Source organism: Sorangium sp. So ce406 (assembly GCF_051474675.1).
Lineage (GTDB): Bacteria > Myxococcota_A > Polyangia > Polyangiales > Polyangiaceae > Sorangium > Sorangium cellulosum_G.
In genome coordinates this window covers 4,623,648-4,640,237 of the sequence record NZ_CP150340.1, presented here as the reverse complement: position 1 = coordinate 4,640,237, position 16,590 = coordinate 4,623,648, and the positions used below count along the sequence as shown (strand labels likewise).

12 protein-coding genes are annotated in these 16,590 nt (G+C 71.3%); 6 read left to right on the top strand and 6 right to left on the bottom strand.

Going from position 1 to position 16,590, the window contains the following annotated elements; all coding sequences use genetic code 11:
- Positions 1 to 4: 4 nt before the first annotated feature.
- Entirely contained in the window at positions 5 to 1,024 is a 1,020-nt protein-coding gene (locus WME96_RS16900) for an ABC transporter substrate-binding protein (RefSeq protein ID WP_437291145.1), read from the bottom strand.
- 587 nt (positions 1,025 to 1,611) lie between these two features.
- On the opposite strand from WME96_RS16900, the gene WME96_RS16895 reads away from it, so the two are divergent.
- Together WME96_RS16895 and WME96_RS16890 are read left to right on the top strand one after the other, a co-directional pair.
- On the top strand, positions 1,612 to 2,010 hold the full coding sequence (locus WME96_RS16895) for a hotdog domain-containing protein (RefSeq protein WP_437291144.1): 399 nt from the start codon (positions 1,612 to 1,614) through the stop codon (positions 2,008 to 2,010).
- A 5-nt stretch (positions 2,011 to 2,015) separates the two neighbouring features.
- Positions 2,016 to 2,999, top strand: coding sequence for an alpha/beta hydrolase family protein (locus WME96_RS16890; RefSeq protein WP_437291143.1), 984 nt, complete (start codon positions 2,016 to 2,018; stop codon positions 2,997 to 2,999).
- A gap of 284 nt (positions 3,000 to 3,283) precedes the next feature.
- Here WME96_RS16890 and WME96_RS16885 read toward each other — a convergent pair whose 3' ends face one another.
- A complete protein-coding gene (locus WME96_RS16885) occupies positions 3,284 to 4,249 on the bottom strand; it encodes a LysR family transcriptional regulator (protein WP_437291142.1) in 966 nt (321 codons plus the stop codon).
- Between the two features lie 177 nt (positions 4,250 to 4,426).
- On the opposite strand from WME96_RS16885, the gene WME96_RS16880 reads away from it, so the two are divergent.
- Both WME96_RS16880 and WME96_RS16875 read left to right on the top strand, forming a co-directional pair.
- Positions 4,427 to 5,299 (top strand): hypothetical protein, encoded by an 873-nt coding sequence (locus tag WME96_RS16880; protein ID WP_437291141.1) that lies wholly within the window; start codon positions 4,427 to 4,429, stop codon positions 5,297 to 5,299.
- Between the two features lie 295 nt (positions 5,300 to 5,594).
- Positions 5,595 to 6,860: a zinc-binding metallopeptidase family protein gene (locus WME96_RS16875; RefSeq protein ID WP_437291140.1), complete on the top strand. Its 1,266-nt coding sequence runs from the start codon at positions 5,595 to 5,597 to the stop codon at positions 6,858 to 6,860.
- Between the two features lie 25 nt (positions 6,861 to 6,885).
- Here WME96_RS16875 and WME96_RS16870 read toward each other — a convergent pair whose 3' ends face one another.
- Positions 6,886 to 9,300: a PAS domain-containing protein gene (locus tag WME96_RS16870; protein WP_437291139.1), complete on the bottom strand. Its 2,415-nt coding sequence runs from the start codon at positions 9,298 to 9,300 to the stop codon at positions 6,886 to 6,888.
- A gap of 347 nt (positions 9,301 to 9,647) precedes the next feature.
- Here WME96_RS16870 and WME96_RS16865 point away from each other — a divergent pair, with 347 nt between their 5' ends.
- Complete coding sequence (locus tag WME96_RS16865; RefSeq protein ID WP_437292325.1) at positions 9,648 to 10,568, top strand: transposase; 921 nt, start codon at positions 9,648 to 9,650, stop codon at positions 10,566 to 10,568.
- Positions 10,569 to 11,000: 432 nt separating this feature from the next.
- Here the strand turns inward: WME96_RS16865 and WME96_RS16860 are convergent, their stop codons facing one another.
- The 3 genes from WME96_RS16860 to WME96_RS16850 all read right to left on the bottom strand — a co-directional run bounded on the left by WME96_RS16860 (position 11,001) and on the right by WME96_RS16850 (position 14,141).
- The gene (locus WME96_RS16860) at positions 11,001 to 11,819 is read right to left on the bottom strand and encodes a hypothetical protein (RefSeq protein WP_437291138.1); all 819 of its coding nucleotides are present in this window, start codon (positions 11,817 to 11,819) and stop codon (positions 11,001 to 11,003) included.
- Positions 11,816 to 12,964, bottom strand: a complete 1,149-nt coding sequence (locus tag WME96_RS16855; protein ID WP_437291137.1) for an aromatic ring-hydroxylating oxygenase subunit alpha — start codon at positions 12,962 to 12,964, stop codon at positions 11,816 to 11,818. Before WME96_RS16855 ends, WME96_RS16860 begins: the two co-directional genes overlap by 4 nt.
- A gap of 94 nt (positions 12,965 to 13,058) precedes the next feature.
- Positions 13,059 to 14,141, bottom strand: coding sequence for a latent transforming growth factor beta-binding protein (locus WME96_RS16850; RefSeq protein ID WP_437291136.1), 1,083 nt, complete (start codon positions 14,139 to 14,141; stop codon positions 13,059 to 13,061).
- An 850-nt stretch (positions 14,142 to 14,991) separates the two neighbouring features.
- Here WME96_RS16850 and WME96_RS16845 point away from each other — a divergent pair.
- Entirely contained in the window at positions 14,992 to 16,548 is a 1,557-nt protein-coding gene (locus WME96_RS16845) for a hypothetical protein (RefSeq protein WP_437291135.1), read from the top strand.
- The last annotated feature ends 42 nt before the right edge of the window (positions 16,549 to 16,590 follow it).

The following is a 16,590-nucleotide window of genomic DNA, read 5'->3' as shown; positions in this document are numbered from 1 at the left end:
CCGCTCACTCCCCGAGCCACCTGGCGAGATCGGGGCTCACGATCTCCTGCACCGCCGGGTCGTCGAGGTCCTGCTTCGTGACGACGCGCGAGCCGGTGTCGATGCGCTTCTCGACCGGCTCGCCGCGGAGGTGCGCCACCATCGTCTTGACGGCGACGTACCCCATGTTGAACGGGTGCTGCACGACGAGCGCCTCGATGTCGCCGTCGCGCAGCGCGCCGAGGAGCTTCTCCGACGTGTCGAAGCCGACGAACTTCACCTTCCTCGCGACGTTCGTCTTGCGGAGCGCCTGCAGCATGCCGAAGGTCGTCGACTCGTTCGGGGTGAACACCCCGTCGATCGCCCCCTCCGCCGCGCCGAGCGCGAGCAGCAGGCTCTCGCTGCGCTTGAACGCCGTCTCCGTGGTGGCGCCGCCGTACTGGTTCTCGCTCGCGATCGTGACGCCGGGCAGGGCGCGCACCGCGTCGAGGAAGCCCTGCTCACGGCGCTGCGTGCTCGCCGAGCCCTCCTGGTAGCGGAGCATGACGACCCTGCCCTTGTCGCCGATCGCCTTGCCGAGGTGCTCTCCGGCGAGCTTGCCGGCCGCGTGGTTGTCGGTCGCGACGAAGCTCACGTGCTCGTGGCCGGCAAGATCGGAGTCGAACACGACCACCGGGATCTTCGCCTGCGCCGCCGCGCGCACCGGCGCCCTCAGCGCCGCGTCGTTGAGCGGCGCGAGCACGATGCCGGACACCCCCTGCGCGACGAAACTCGCGACGACGTCGATCTGGGCCTTGAGGTCGTCTTCCCTGAGCGGCCCCTTCCACACGACGTCGACGTCGAGCTCGCGGGAGGCCTTCACCGCGCCCGCGTGCACGCTCTTCCAGAACTCGTGCGTCGTCCCCTTCGGCACGACGGCGATGCGGAGTCGCGCGCCGCTCCTCGCGGCCGCGCCTGCGTCCGTCGACGCGGCCTCCGACGGCGTCCTGGAGCACGCAGCGAGGAGGGAGACAACGAGAGCGCACGCGAGGACATTGGCGTTCATCGGCCCGCGGAAGATAGCTGACGAAGCGCGGTGGCGCTCGCACGAGCCATCACAAGCCATCGAGTCATGAGCTCGAGCGGTCATGCTCCTGTCCGCGCGAGAGGTACACGGATGAAACAAGGGTCGCCCGCAATGGATCTGTCGCGGCAGGAACGAACGTGGAGGAAGCGGCAGACAAGGCTGAGCGCGCTGGTCGGCTTTCTCGGCGCTGGAGAGTCTGTCGGCGCGGCAGACAGGCACCCTCGGAGAGCGGCTGTTCTTCCCCCGGCGTGAGCACCCTGAAGCATACCCTCAAAATCTTCGGAAGATTCACAGGGAGGCGGGGAGGCGGGGAGGCGGGGAGGAAAATCTTCGGAACACTCCCTGTCTCTCCGCCTCCCTGTTCAATTTCTCCGCTGAAAAGGGCTGCTAAATGAGGGGATTCCTCAGGTGAGCACCTCGACCGACGGCGCCGCGTCTACGCGCTGGACTGCCTGCTGGCGCTGTCGATGATGCTGGCGCAGCGCGCGGCCATCGTCTATCTCGGCGGGGCGTGGGGAGGCGCGCTCGGTTTCACGAGGCGAACCGCGGGACAGGAGGATGGCAGCATGAAGCGTGGGCGTCCCTTTCAGGTGGGCGATGTGTCGGGGTGCGAGCGTTGTTTCACGGACGAGGACGTCCTCGAGTTCCTGCGCATCTCCGGCGACGCCGGGCGGCATCACGCCCGGCCGGACGCGCAGGGCAGGCGCGTCGTGCACGGCCTGCTCACGGCGACGATCCCGACCCGGCTCGGCGGCGAGATCGACTATCTAGCGCGGGAGATGACGTTCGAGTTCCTGCGGCCGGTCTTCACCGGGGACACGATCCGCTGCGAGGCGACCATCACCGAGGTCGTGCCGGAGGCGGGGCGCGTGCGCCTCGCGATGAGCGGCGGCTGCTGGAACCAGGACGGGAAAGAGGTGCTGCGCTTCAACACCCGGGGCGTGGTGCTGGACGAGGCGGAGTGAGGGACGTGCTGCGATCACGCTCCGTTCACTGGCTGGATCACGCGGCCGCCGTGCTGACGCGCCGCCGCCGGCTGTTCGCGGGCGGCTGGGGGGACGAGGGGGTGCTCGAGCGGGTGCCGACGGTCGCGCGGTTCGCTGAGGCGCCGCGCGCGGCGGAGGTCACGTGGGGGCGGGCGCGGCGGGAGGGGCCGGTCGAGGTGACCGACGGCTGGTTCCCGGCGGCGTGCCCCGGGCTGCCGCCCTGCGCGAGCACGGCGTTCGTGCGGCGCATCGCGCCGGCGGCGCCCGAGCGGGGGCGCCGGCGGCCGGTCTACGTTGCGCTGGCGGCGTCCGGCGAGGAGGGCTTCGCGAGCCGGACACGGCTGTGGCGGCCGCTCGCCGCGCGCGAAGGCATCGAGGTGCTCCTGCTGGAGAACGCGCTGTACGGGCTGCGGCGGCCGGCGGGGCAGCGCGCCACGGCGATCCGGACGGTGGCGGAGCATCTGCTGATGAACCTTGCGACGGTGGAGGAGACGCGGGCGCTCGTGGAGCACCTCGCCCGCGAGGGGTACGAGCGCATCGGGGTCGTCGGCTTCAGCATGGGCGGGGTGTCGGCGGCGCTGGCGGCGGCGGTGACGGCGCGGCCGCTCGCGGTGGCGGTCCTCGGCGCGGGGCGCAGCGTCGTGCCGGTGTTCACCGAGGGGATGCTGTCGATCAGCATCGAGTTCGAGGCGCTGGGCGGGGCGGCGGCGGCGCGGGCGCGGCTGGCGGCGCTGTTCGGCGCTGCGGACCTCGACCGGCACCCGGCGCCGCGGCGGCTCGATGCCGTTGTCATCGTGGGCGGGCGCCGCGACGGGTACGTGTTCGCCGAGCAGGTCGAGGAGCTCCACGCGCTCTGGCGGGCGAGCGAGCTGCGGTGGCTCGACACCGGGCACGCGGGGGCGGTCGTCTACCAGGGAGAGGCGCTCCGGCGCGCGGCGGTAGACGCGATGGAGCGGCTGGGGTCGTAGCGTCGCGGCTACCCCAACCTGCGGCTACCCCAACCTGGGTCGGCTGCAGTGAGAGCCGGCTACCCCAACCTGGGTCGCGGCTACCCGGCTCCCCCGGCTACCCCAACCTGGGTCGGTTGCCGTGAAAGCAACAAATAGCAGCCAAAGTGGATGAACCACCTCAACCTGGGTCGGGATCCACCCCAACCTCGGTCGGGTTGCTGCAACCCGGGTCGGTTGCCGTGAGAGCAACAGATAGCAGCCCAGGTGGATAATCGCCTCAACCTGGGTCTGGTCGAACCGCCTCAACCTGGGTCGGGTCGAACCACAGGCCCGTCCACCCCCCGCAGCGTCTCCTGGATCACCCGCCGCAGACACGCCGCCGCCGGGTCCTTGTGGGTCCGCTCATGCCATGCGAGCCACATCTCGTGCCCGAGGTCCTCCACGGGCAGCTCCACGATCCGGAACGCGAGGTGCGACCCGAGCGCCACGGCGACGCGGCGAGGCATGAACGCCACCAGGTCGCTGCCCGCCGCCGCCATCGCCGCGGCCGCGAACCCGGGAACCACCAGGACAATCCGGCGGACCAGGCCCTGCGCGCGGAGCGCCTGCTCGACCATGGCGTGACCTCGGCCCGGACGGCCGAGCGGGATGTGCACGTCGATGAAGCCGAGCCGCGGGAAGGAACCCCGCGTCAGACGCTGGCGCACGATCGGGTGATCGTGACGGACAACCCCGACCGTCGGGTCCCGGTAAAGCGGCGCGACGCGCAGCCCAGGGTCGCGCTTCCGCAGCCCGATCGCCACGTCGATCCCGCCCGCGGACATGCCCCCCGCCGCCACCAGGTAATCGATGCTCACCACGCGGAGCCGCGCGAGCGGCATCTCCCGCGCGAGCGCCGCCGCGACGGGCGGCACGTCCGCGATCTGCGAGTTGTCCGCGCAGGCCAGCGTCAGCTCCCGCGTCGACGTGCGCGGATCGAACGCCCTCCGGTGCTCGATCACCGCCCGTAGCTGCCCCATCGCCGCGGCGAGCTCCGGCAGCAGCTCCTCGGCCGCAGGCGTCGGCGCCATGCCGCGGCCGTCGCGGACGAGCAGCGGATCGCCGAGGAGCTCGCGCGCCCTCGCGAGCGCGTTCGAGACCGCCGACTGCGTGACGCCGAGCCGCCGCGCCGCGCGCGTCGCGCTGCGCTCCTCGAGCGTGACCGCGAGGACGTGGAGCAGGTTGAGGTCGATGGTCGATAGATTCACCACGATGATGACATCTATCACGAACCATCACTGGAGATGGCACATCGCGCCTGCCTAGATACGGCCATGCCCGACCGAGAGAGAGGCCCAGTTCCCCCTCGAGCCACCCTTCTCTGCATCGCCGCCGCCGGCCTCGCCGCCGCCGGCTGCGACGATTTCCGCCATTGTGACGCGCCCGATCCTGGGCGTCAGTCCGCGTTGCCAGCCGCGCTGTCGCAGACCGGCCTGTACGCCGACATCGCCTCGGGCACGGTCGCGCGCGACGCGGTGGCCTACGAGCCCGGATTCGAGCTCTGGAGCGACGGCGCGGAGAAGCGCCGGTTCATCCGGTTGCCGCCCGGCGCGCAGATCGACACCGCCGACCAGGACGCATGGCAGTTCCCCGAGGGAACCCATCTCTGGAAGGAGTTCCGCAGGGACGGCGTGCTCGTCGAGACCCGCGTGCTCGCCAAGGTGGGCTCCGCCCCCGAGGACTGGGCCGCGCTCGCCTACGTCTGGAACGCGGACGGCACCGACGCGGTCGCGACGCCCGGAGGCGCCGTGGACGCGCGCGGGACACCGCACGACGTGCCCGCGGCGGCCGAGTGCATGGGCTGCCACGGCGGGACGGAGGGCCGCGTGCTCGGGTTCTCCGCGATCCAGCTCGCCGCGAGCCCTGGCGAGGTCGACCTCGACGAGGTCGTCGCCCGCGGGATGCTCTCGGAACCTCCGCCCACGCCCGTCGAGCTGCCCGGCGACGCCGTGGCGCGCGCCGCCCTCGGGTGGCTGCACGCGAACTGCAGCCACTGCCACAACCAGCGCCGCCCGGAGAGCGACGGCGCGCGCTGCTACGACCCGTATCGCAGCTTCGATCTCACGCTCCGGGTCGGCGACCTCTCCTCCGTCGAGGCGACGGCCACGTACCGCACCGCCGTGGGCAAGGTGATCGACCCGGGCGATCCCGAGGAGAGCGACGTGGTGGAGCGCGCCCGGCGGCGCGATCCCGACTGGCCTTCGATGCCGCCCCTCGGGACCGAGGTGGTCGACGAGGCCGGGCTCGCGGCGCTGCGCGCCTGGATCCGCCGCCTCTAGGCGCCACGGCTCGTCGGAATCGGCCCGTCGCGCGCGACTTACCCGGCCGCCCGTCCGAACGGACGGCGTTTTCGCCACACTGAGACACTCCGCGACGTCCGCGCGAACCGCCGCGCCAGGGCCCAGGCGTCGAGCTCCGGGCTGGACACCCGTCCCGCCGGAGACCGGCCGCCAGGCAAAAATCCATTCAGAGACGCGAGCACCGCCTGGCATGCCTGGCACATCGCTTGCGAATATTGCGAAGTTGCGAACAGCGGGCGGCCACGCCCGCCCCTATCGAGATCTCCCCACCACCATGCCCACCCGATTCGACACGCTGAGCGCGCGCCTGAGCAGCGCGTGGAAACCAGTCAAGCAACCCACCGCCCCGCGCGCCTATCGCTGCCAGTGCGACAGGCCGGTGTTCTTCCGCAACAGCCAGTGCCTGGCCTGCAAGACGTCGCTCGGTTACGAGATCGAGCGCGCCAAGGTGCTGCCGCTGAAGCCTGGTCCGACCGAGGGCACCTGGCAGCTCTGGGACGACACGTCGGACCCGCCGCGGCTCTACAGGCGCTGCGGCAACTTCGACTCGGCGTCGGGCTGCAACTGGCTGGTCCCGGTCGAGGCAGACGACGCGCCCGCGTTCTGCACGGCGTGCCGGCTCAACCGCACCATCCCGGACGCCGGCAACGCCGAGCACCAGGCGCTGTGGCGTCGCATCGAGACGGCCAAGCGGCGGCTGGTGTCCCAGCTCGTGGCGCTGAGCCTGCCGGTGAAATCCAAGGTCAGCGAGGACCCGGAGCGCGGCCTCTGCTTCGACTTCCTCGCCTCGCCGCCCGACGGCCCGCGGGTGATGACCGGCCACGCCGACGGCGTGATCACCTTGAACATCGAGGAGGCCGACGACGCCACGCGCGAGCGCATCCGCGCGGCGATGCGCGAGCCCTACCGCACGCTGCTCGGGCACTTCCGGCACGAGGTCGGCCACTATTACTGGGACCGGCTGGTGCGCGACACCGGCTGGCTGGCGTCGTTCCGGGAGCTGTTCGGTGACGAGCAGCAGGACTACGCCGCCGCGCTGAAGGCCAATTACGAGCAGGGCCCGCCCGCCGACTGGCCGCAGCGCTTCGTCAGCGCCTACGCGAGCATGCACCCGTGGGAGGACTGGGCCGAGACCTGGGCCCACTACCTCCACATGGTCGACACCGTGGACACCGCGCTCAGCTTCGGCATCGACGCCGATGAGGTGGAGCTCGACGTCGAGCCCTGGGGCGCCGACGCGCTCTGGCGACCGGACGACCCGGGGGCCAAGAGCTTCCTCGGCTTCGTCAACGCGTGGGTGGAGCTGACCGCCGTGCTCAACGAGATGTCGCGCAGCATGGGCCAGCACGACTTCTACCCGTTCGTGCTCCCCCGCGTCGCCGTGGCGAAGCTGCAGTTCATCCACCTCGTGGTGAGCGGAGCCCCTGCTCCGGCGCTCCTCGCGCCCCCACCCGACGTGACCCCGCCCGCCGAGCCGGCGGCCGCCGCGGCTCCACCGACCGCGACCCCGCCCGCCGAGCCGGCGGCGGCCGGGCCCTGACGAACGCGCCCGGCAGCGCCGCGCCTCATGCCTTGGGCCAGGTGAACGTGAAGGCCGCGCCGCGCCCGACGTCGGAGTCGAGCGCGACAGCGCCGCCGCTGCTCTCCACGATCTTCTTGACGAGCGCGAGCCCGATCCCGGTGCCGCCCGATTTCGCCCGCGCCTCCAGCGTCTGGAAGATGACGAACACCTTCTCGTGGTAGCGCGGCGCGATGCCGGGTCCGTTGTCCGCCACCGTGAAGCGCCAGCGCGAGCCGGCGTCCGCGCAGGAGATGACGACGCGGCCGCCGGGCTTGTCGTGGTGGTGATTGATGGCGTTGCCGAGGAGGTTCATGAAGACCTGCTGGAGCAGCGCCCGCTCCGTCACGATGGTGGGCAGGGGCCCGTCGACCTCGACGCGGAAGCCCTCTGGCGGCGAGAGGAGGTCCACGACCTCGTCGATGAGCGGCCCCACGGCGACGACCTCGGTGGGCACCCGGACGCGCCCGATGCGTGAGTACGCGAGGATGGCGTCGATGAGCGCGTCCATGCGCTGCACGCGGTTGCGCAGGAGCTCCAGGTTCCGCCTCGACTCGTCGGTGAGGTGCTCGCCCACGTCGTCCTCGATCCACTGCGATAGATTCGCGATGCCGCGCAGCGGCGCCTTGAGGTCGTGCGACGTGATGTAGGCGAACTGATCGAGCTCGCGGTTCGTGCGCTGCAGCGCCTCCGTGAGCGTCGCGAGCTCGTCCGCGCGCTGGCGGAGCGCGACCTCCGCGTTCATGCGCACCGTGACGTCGGTGCACGCGCCGGTCATGTAGAGCAGCCCGCCCTCGGCGTCGCGGAGCATGCGGCCGCGATCGAGGAGCCAGTGGACGCTGCCGTCGGGCCACACCACGCGGAACTCCAGGTCGAAGTCGGCGCCCTCGCGCACGCAGCGCTCGAGCGCGGCGAGGACGCGCTCCCGGTCGTCGGGGTGGACGAGGCTCGTGAACTGGTCGATGTGGCGCGCGGTCTTGCCCGGCGGCAGGCCGAAGAGCCGATCGAGGTTCTCGTCCCAGTCGAGCGCGCTGGTGGCCGGGTCCCAGCGGAACGTGCCGGTCGCCGAGGCGTCGAGCGCCGCGCGGAGGCGCTCCTCCTTTTCCTGGAGCGCGCGCTCGGCGCGGGAGCGCTCGATGGCGAGGGCGGCGAGGCGCGTCGCGACGCGGACGACCTCCTCGTCGGCGGCCGTCGGCGCACCGGGGGTCGACCTGTACACGGCCCAGGTGCCGAGCACCTCTCCCCGCGAGGAGACGATCGGCGTGGACCAGCAGGCGCGCAGCCCGATCGGCAGGGCGAGGTGGCGGAAGTCGGCCCAGAGCGGGTCGGTCGCGATGTCCTCCACCACGACCGGCGCGCGGCGATGGGCGGCGGTGCCGCACGATCCGGCGCTCGGGCCGATGACCAGCCCGTGCACGGCCTTGTTGTACGTCTCCGGCAGGCTCGGCGCCGCGCCGTGGAGCAGGAGGCGGCCGTCGTCGCTCGCGAGCAGGACGCTGAAGCGGCGGCCCGCCGAATGCTCCTCGGCGTCGCGGCACAGCGTGTCGAGCGTCTCCTCGAGGCTCTGATGAAGGGCGATCTTCTCGAGCACCTTGCGCTGCCACGCCAGGAGGATCTGCTGCCGGCGCTGCAGGGTGGCGTCCATCATCGAGCCGAGCATGCGGACGGCCTTCCCGCCCGCGTCGCGCAGCACGAGGCCGCGATCGTAGATGTACGCGTACTCGCCGTCGGCGCGGCGGAAGCGGTACTCGTCGCTCCACGTCGTCGCGACACCGTCGATGGCGTCGTGGATGCTGCGGGAGACGCGCTCGACGTCGTCCGGGTGAATGCGGCGCGTCCAGCTCTCGACGCCCGGCTCGATCTGGTCGAGCGGGTAGCCGAACGTTCGCTCGAAGTTCTCGTTCCACCAGATCGCGCCGGTGGTGAAGTCCCAGTCCCAGAGGGTGTCGTTCGTGGCCTTGGAGAGCAGGTGGAAGCGCTGGTCGCTGAGGCGCAGCATGTCCTGCGCCGTTCGGCGCGGCGTCACGTCCTCCAGCGCGCCCTCGTAGCGCGCGACGCGCCCGGTCGCGTCGCGGATGGCGCGCGCGCTGATGCTGACCCACACGCGCGTGCCGTCGAGGCGCACGAACTCGACCTCGTGGCCGTGGACGGCGCCGTCGCGGTCGAGGATGCCCATGATCTCCTGCCGCCGGCGCGGGTCGGCGTAGAAGCTCGGGACGGGCAGGTCGAGGAACAACGTATGGTCCGCGTAGCCGAGGAGGCGCGCGAACGCGCGGTTCGCGTCGATGAAGCGGCCCTCGGGCGTGGTCGTGAAGAGCGCGACGGGGCAGCCGGCGTAGAACGAGGCGAAGCGATCCTCGCTCGCGCGCAGGGCGAGCTCCGCCTCGGTGTGGGCCTTAACGTCGGGTGGGGTGATGCGCATCTCGTGGGTCATTCGACGGGCCTCGCGGCAGGGCCATTCCTTCTGAAGGCGGGCACATGCGGCGGCAAGCACGATGCGACCGGCGACGTCGATCGCGGGGCGCGGCGGCATGGCCGTGCTCGCTGCGCTGTGGTCGACCCCACCCAGGTTGAGGCGACCCCACCCAGGTTGAGGCGACCCCACCCAGGTTGAGGCGGCCGGAAGAGGTAGCGCGCGGCAGTGGTGGCGCGCTGCTTGGGGTGGCGGACCTGACGGGCAAGGTGGCGGCCGCCACCCCCGGCACGAAACGAATCGTCAAAATCATCGAGCAACGCCGCCGGCACAGAGTTTGTTGATGCATGCTGGCCATGAGCCAGCCTCGCGAGATCGTCCCCGGCGCCACCTATATGATTACCCGTCGCGTCCTGCGCCGGCACCTCCTCTTCCGCCCCGACGCCGCCATCACCCAGCTCCTCGTCTACGCCCTCGCCGTCTCTGCTCGTCGATACAGCATCGAAGTGCATGCGCTCTGCGCGATGTCATCGCACCTGCACCTCGTCGTAACCGACACGAAGGGCGTCTTGCCGCGATTCTTGCAATTCTTCCATCGCATCGTAGCGCTCGGTACAAAAGTGCTCCGCAAGTGGGAGGGCCCGGTATGGGACCATGAAGCCACGAGCGTCGTGCGGCTCCTCACGCGCGCGGCGGTGGTCGAGAAGACCGCCTACGTCCTGGCGAACCCGGTGGCCGCTGGCCTCGTCCCACATGCCTCAGAGTGGCCCGGCGCCAAGGTCGATGTGGGCGAGCTCGGTCGCGGCGTGCTGCACGCGACGCGGCCCTCGGTGTATCTCGACCCGGACAATCCCCTGTGGCCGAAGAGCGTGACACTCTCGCTCGCGCTGCCGCCGGTCTATGAACAGGCTGGCGCGGAGAGCTTTCGCGGTGAAGTGGCGGCCGAGCTCGGACGACTCGAAGCGCAGATTCATGCGGAGGCACGACGTCAAGGGCTCCGCTTCCTAGGCGTCAAACGAGTCAGCGCGATTTCCCCCTACGAGCGAGCGACGAGCTCCGAAGCGCTGCGCGATCGCAATCCGACGTTCGCGGTCGGCCGTCAGCAGGGTCGCGCGTGGCGAATCGCTGCTGCCGCTGTGCGGACATTTCGTGCGTCGTACCGCGCTGCGCTCGAGCGATGGCGCGCCGGTGTACGCACCGCTGTATTCCCGGCCGGAACATGGTGGATGTGCACATTTCACAGCGCCAGCGTGAACGACGTCGTTCTTACGACGTAGGCGCCGAGTGAACGAGCCTTACAGCGATCGGGCGATGATTCAACGTATCGTCGAGGGGAACGCTCATCTCGAGAGAGCACGGAGCGGACAGTAGCGCACTCACGCGTGCGGCATGGCTGAGACACGCAAGCGCCATGGCGCGCGGATCACGAGGAGCCAGCTCACTCTCCGACTGGACACGACGGGATTGAACGGAGCATCTCGGTAAATTGACGTGATCGATGGTTCGACCGGGGCAATCAACGTGAGTTGGATCCCCTCGCCGGCCAACTGCCCAGCCGACCCAACCCGGGTCGCCCCGCAACTCAACCCGGGTCGGTTCTCTCCGGCGACTCAACCCGGGTCGGCTCTCTCCGGCGACTCAACCCGGGTCGGGTGCTCCGCCTCGGCGACTCAACCCGGGTCGGGTGCTCCCCGGGTCGGGTGCTCCCCCTACCGCCGGTGGAGCCGCTGGAGTTGTCGCACGAACTCGGGCTCGAACACCCCGTCCACCCGGATCGAGTACCGGAAGAACGGGTCCGGCTCCACGCCGTGATAGTCCATGTCGTTGAACCAGTAGATCGGCGCCCGCACGATCGTGCGCTCCTCCCCCTCCCTGTCGCAGAGATAGAACCGCTTGCCGCCGCGCGGCGCGAACGAGATTGACTGCGCCGCCCCGAGCGCGCTCCCCGGCTCGGCATCCCGGTGCGCTGGCGCGTGATCGTTCGCCTCCAGACCGAAGATCACACACCGCCCGATCTCGACGAAAGGCAAGCTCCGGATGAACTCCACCGTGCGGGGAAACACCGCCCCCGCCTCCTCGGAGAAGTCCTTGCCAGCGCCCGAGTGCTTGTCTTCCCAGCGGTCGTTCTCGAGGAGGTGATAACAGACCTTCCACGGGAAATAGACGCCGTAACGGTACTTGAGGTACAGCATCTGCGCCCGCGTCAGCGGGTGTTCGGTCTCATCGCCGAACGTGTACTCCCGCTGCCGGTCGAGCTCGAAGGCCGACGGGTCGTCAGCGAGCGCGACGAACTCGCGGAACTCCTCGCGCGAGAAGCCGCCGATCACGTGCCCGTAGTCCACATACGGGTCCTCCTGCACCCAGGGAGCGACGACGCCCATCCATTTCAGGCTGCCGCCGGTGTACGAGGGCTCGACGCGGCAGAGCCCGAGCACGATCTCGCGATCGAGCTCCGCGAAGCAGGACGTGTCGATCAGCGACGAGAGGTCGATGTAGGGCCGGCCCCACAGGCCGCAGAGCTTGCTCATGCTGTCCTCTCGCTCTCGCCGACGGCCGAGAGGTACCTGCGCGCGACCATGCCGTCGAAGGCGTGCACGCCGTCCTCCACCGTGGCGTACGCCGACGGGGCGTACCCCGGCGCGCGCATCCCGCGCTGCTGGCGCTCGCAGATCGCGCGGTCTTCGCGGTTCACGGTGTCCCAGAACGTGAACACGTCGCCCGGATCGAAGCCGGGGGAGAACGCCGCCGGGTGGAAGTGCGTGTCGGCGACCACGAGGGTCCGGTCCGGCGCGCGCGGGGTGAGCCGGTAGGTGAGCAGGTAATCGGGCTGGAGGCTCGTCAGCAGGCCCGGGAAGAGCATCGCGTCGCGCACGCGCCGCCGCTCCGCCTCGGGGACGACGAGCGGCCGCGCGCCGCGCGCCGCCGTGGTCGACACCGTATCGGCGCCGGGCGCGAGGTCCATGATCCCGCCGAGCCACGGGCCGCCCCTGCCCCAGGAGACCGCGTCGTCGCACGGGGTGAGCCGCTCCAGCCCGGGGTGCACGCGCGGGAAGTGGTGGGACTCCTGGAAGTTCTCGACGCAGAGCTTCCAGTTCGCGGCGACCTCGTACTCCACCCGCCGGCCCCGCCGGAGCGAGCGCAGCTCGGGGCGCGCGAGCCACGGCGGCGCCTCGCCGAGCGCGCGCTCGAGCGCCGGCGCGTCCGGGTCGAGCGTCACGAAGAGGAAGCCGAGGAGGGCGCCCGCACGCACGCCGAGCAGCCCGTGCGCGCCGCGGTCGAAGCCCGGGGGCGCGTGCGGCGCGGCGCGCAGCGCGCCGGAGAGCTCGTAGGTCCAGCCGTGATAGGGGCACGCGAGGCGATCCACCCGGCCGCACGCGCCTTCCAGCAGCGTCGCCGCGCGGTGGCGGCAGACGTTGTGGAACGCGCGGATCTCCAGATCGGCGCCGCGGACGACGAGCACCCCTGCCGGCGTCAGCGGCGCGAGCAGCCACTCTCCGGGCCGGGCGAGCTCGTCCTCCCGCCCGACGCAGAGCCAAGAGCGCCCGAAGATCTCGGCCTGCTCGAAGGCGAAGACGCCCTCGTCCCAGTAGGCGCGTGCGGGCAGCGGGCGGGCGCTGTGGAGCGGCTCGAGGACGGCGTGGAGATCGGCTGGGGAGAGAGGGAGCTCCGGCAAGCGGCGCGATGCTACCAGAACGGGCCTGCCGGCGCGCCCCCGCGCCCCTGGCCCCGCGCTCCTGCAGACGAGGAGCGCCGGGAGCCGCCGAGGATCAGCACCCGAAGATGCCGCGCTTGTTGCACGAGATACGGCACTCGCTGCAGTGGACGCACCTGTCGTAGAGCCGGTACAGGGCAGCTCCGGCGGGGCGCTGGCTCTCGCACGCGCTCAGGCAGGCCGCATCGCCCTTCGCGCAGGTCACGGCGCACTGCCTGAAGTAGATGCACTCGTTGTCGCTGACGCACGCCGCGAGCTCGTCGGCGCAGCTCCCCTCGTTCGCGCACGCGACGCACCCGGACGTCTCGTTGCCGCAGGAGCGGAGGTTGTCGCAGGTGCCGAGGTCGTTGCAGTCGTTCACGTCGGTGCCCTCGGCGCAGCTCCCGTTGCCCTCGGGTTCGTCGCACTCGCCGTCGTTCGTGGTGAGGCACGGCTCCACCGCGCAGTCGTCGACGTCCGTCCCCTCCGCGCACTGACCGGTGCCCTCGGGCTCGTCGCAGGCGCCGTCATTCGTGTCGGCGCAGGTCGGCGCCGCGCAGTCGTCGACGTCCGTCCCCTCCGCGCACTGACCGGTGCCCTCGGGCTCATCGCACGTCCCGTCCATCACGTGATCGCACCGCGGGGGCTCGCAGTCCTCGACGTCGGTGCCCGCCGGGCAGAGGCCGGTGTTCTCGGGCTCGTCGCAGACGCCGTTGCCGGTGTATGGGCAGAAAGAGCGGCAGTCGTCGGGGTCGGTCCCGACCGGACAGCCGCCGGTGCCCTGCGGCTCATCGCAGGTGCCGTCACCCGCGGTGGAACAGCGTTCTTCATCGTCCGGATCGAGGCAGCCCAGGAGGGCCGCCTCCGCCTCGTCGCACACCTCGGCCACGTGATGACCGTCCACGCACCGGCCCTCCAGGCGGACGCACTCGATGTACGCCGTGTGCTCGTCCTGGCAGCGCTGCTCGGCCCTCTCCGCGAGGGCCTCCTGCTCGGCCTCGCACAGGCCATCCTTGTCCCCGGAGCAGTCCTCGCAGGCACAGCGCGCCTCGCAGACCGTCGCGTACACCGGCTCCAGGGGCTCACCCGCCTTCGAGCTGGCGCAGGCCGCGAACCAACCGGCGAGAGCTGCTGTGGCCATCACGTGTCTGACACGCATCGTGGTCTCCTCATCCTATGGCCGAAGCGAGAGAGGGTCGCGCCGAGGCGCTGCGCGCCGCCGCGAGGCAGGCAAGGGCAAACGGCGTCGCTGGAGCCGAAAGCCCCAGGTACCCTCCACCTGCGCACACCGCGCTCGACCGTCTCTCGCCTCGACTGTGGCTGTAAAATTCGGTCAAAAGAAAACAGCTACCTATACCAGTCCGCCGAGAGACCGGTCAATCGTCCAAGCAGCCTTCGTCCGACAGCCGCGAAGTGCGTCGCCGCCTGGGTCGGGCCAGGTGAGCGCAGGAGGGTATTCAGCGCAGCGACCGCGCGCTGGCGGGTGGCGCGGGCAAGTGTGTGTGTGTGGCGCGCGAGCGAGGCTGCGCGAGGTCCGCAGGAGAGAGGCACGCTCGTGGACCGGGCGCGGCGCGCGGGGCGCTCGGGAGGACCGCTGCGGTGCCGTGGAAACGATCTGGAAACGGGGAGAGCCGCGCTCAAGAGGAGCGCGCGGGATTCAAGAGGACTCGCGCGATGAGCGGAGAAAAGGACCTTGCGACCCGCAATGAGCCATCCGTTATCACGGAGAGAGCGCGGCGCCTGGAGCGAGCGCGGCAGTGCGGCGGCGACCGTCGGAAAGCTGCGGCTTGCGTTCTCGTTGCCCGGGAGAGGGCGAGCGCTGGCGGTCGGGCGCGGAATGCGCGGTCGCTCCCTGCGCAAAAGAGCCGAGAGGGCATAAAGAAGCGTTGGCTTCGGTGCGGTTTCGGCAGAAGATGTGCGCGCGCGTGGACCACGCGGCGGCGCTGGACACCTCCGAGCGACGGCGCTGCGTCACTTGACCCTCATCGGCTGGAGAGCTGCGGATGAAGATGCGATCTTTGGTATACCTCTTTGCGCTGAGTCTGTTGACGACCGCGGCGTGCGGCGATGACGACGTGACGACCCCCCCCGGGACCGGAGGAGGCGGCGCGGGCGGCGGCACCACCACGACGAGCGGTACCGGCGGCGACGGCGGCGGCACGACGGGCGGCGGCGAGGGCGGTGAGGGCGGCGCCACCACGGGCACCGGCGGCGCGGGCGGTGAGGGCGGCGCCACCACGGGCACCGGCGGCGACGGCGGCGCGGGCGGCGCGACCACGGGCACCGGCGGCGACGGCGGCGCGGGCGGCGCGACCACGGGCACCGGCGGCGACGGCGGCGGCACCACCACCGCCGCCACCACGGGCACCGGCGGCGACGGCGGCGGCACCACGGCCACCACGACCTCCGCCACCACGGGCACCGGCGGCGACGGCGGCGGCAGCGTCACCTCCACCACCTCCGCCACCACGGGTACCGGCGGCGACGGCGGCGGCAGCGTCACCTCCACCACCGCCACGACCTCCGCCACCACGGGCACCGGCGGCGACGGCGGCGGCAGCGTCACCTCCACCACCTCCGCCACCACGGGCACCGGCGGCGACGGCGGCGGCAGCGTCACCTCCACCACCGCCACGACCACGGCCACCACGGGTGCGGGCGGCGACGGCGGCGGGGGCAGCGGCGAGCTCGGCGCCGACGGCGCTTCCTGCTCGGCGGATGCCGCGTGCGAGGGCGAGGTCTGCATCCAGGAGATCTACGGCTGGCCTGCCGGCTACTGCACGGGCGACTGCGCGGCGGACAGCGACTGTGCCGGCGGCGGCTCCTGCGGGTTCACGTCGAGCGGCATCGGCTTCTGTCTGTCCGCTTGCACGGAATCGAGCGATTGCCGCGACGCCTATGGGTGCATCAACGGGTTCTGTCAGCCGAGGTGCACCAGCGACGCGCAGTGCGCGGAGGTGGGCGTCTGCGACGAGGCGTCAGGCTTCTGCGACGCGCCGTCGGACGGGAGCGCCGACGGCGTGTCTTGCTCGGCGAGCAGCGAGTGCGCCAGCGCCCTCTGCGCCGACGAGCGCACGTACGGCTGGCCCGGCGGCTTCTGCACGGGCGAATGCACGGCGGACAGCGACTGCAACGGCGGTATCTGCGACCCCATCGGCATCTGCTTGATCGAGTGCACCACGTCGAGCGACTGCCGCGAAGGCTACAGGTGCCTTGAGGACAACACCTGCTGGCCGGCCTGCACCAGCGACGACCAGTGCACGCTGGAGGGCGCCACCTGCAATGCGGTCTCGGGCCGCTGCACCCCGCCGCCCGGCGAGGGCGCCAACGGTGACGTGTGCACCGCCGACGCCGATTGCGCCGGCCTGTTCTGCCTCACCGAGGCTGATATCGGCTGGCCCGGCGGCTACTGCACGAGTGATTGTGACGCGACCACCGCGTGCTCCGACGGCTCCGTCTGCCTGACGGGCGACGATGGCACCGGCCTCTGCTTCACGGCATGCGCCACGTCGAGCGACTGCCGCGAAGGCTACATGTGCGACGAGGGTACCTGCTGGCCGGAATGAGCCAGCGACGGTGAGCGCCCGCCGAGGCCCGTTCGGCGTCAC

What these genes read in the sequence shown, in the direction of transcription:
- WME96_RS16845 (WP_437291135.1), top strand. Translation starts at nt 14,992, where the DNA reads ATGCGATCTTTGGTATACCTCTTTGCGCTGAGTCTGTTGACGACCGCG.
- WME96_RS16865 (WP_437292325.1), top strand. Translation starts at nt 9,648, where the DNA reads ATGAGCCAGCCTCGCGAGATCGTCCCCGGCGCCACCTATATGATTACC.
- WME96_RS16860 (WP_437291138.1), bottom strand. Translation starts at nt 11,819, where the DNA reads ATGAGCAAGCTCTGCGGCCTGTGGGGCCGGCCCTACATCGACCTCTCG.
- WME96_RS16895 (WP_437291144.1), top strand. Translation starts at nt 1,612, where the DNA reads ATGAAGCGTGGGCGTCCCTTTCAGGTGGGCGATGTGTCGGGGTGCGAG.
- WME96_RS16875 (WP_437291140.1), top strand. Translation starts at nt 5,595, where the DNA reads ATGCCCACCCGATTCGACACGCTGAGCGCGCGCCTGAGCAGCGCGTGG.
- WME96_RS16870 (WP_437291139.1), bottom strand. Translation starts at nt 9,300, where the DNA reads ATGCGCATCACCCCACCCGACGTTAAGGCCCACACCGAGGCGGAGCTC.
- WME96_RS16850 (WP_437291136.1), bottom strand. Translation starts at nt 14,141, where the DNA reads ATGCGTGTCAGACACGTGATGGCCACAGCAGCTCTCGCCGGTTGGTTC.
- WME96_RS16900 (WP_437291145.1), bottom strand. Translation starts at nt 1,024, where the DNA reads ATGAACGCCAATGTCCTCGCGTGCGCTCTCGTTGTCTCCCTCCTCGCT.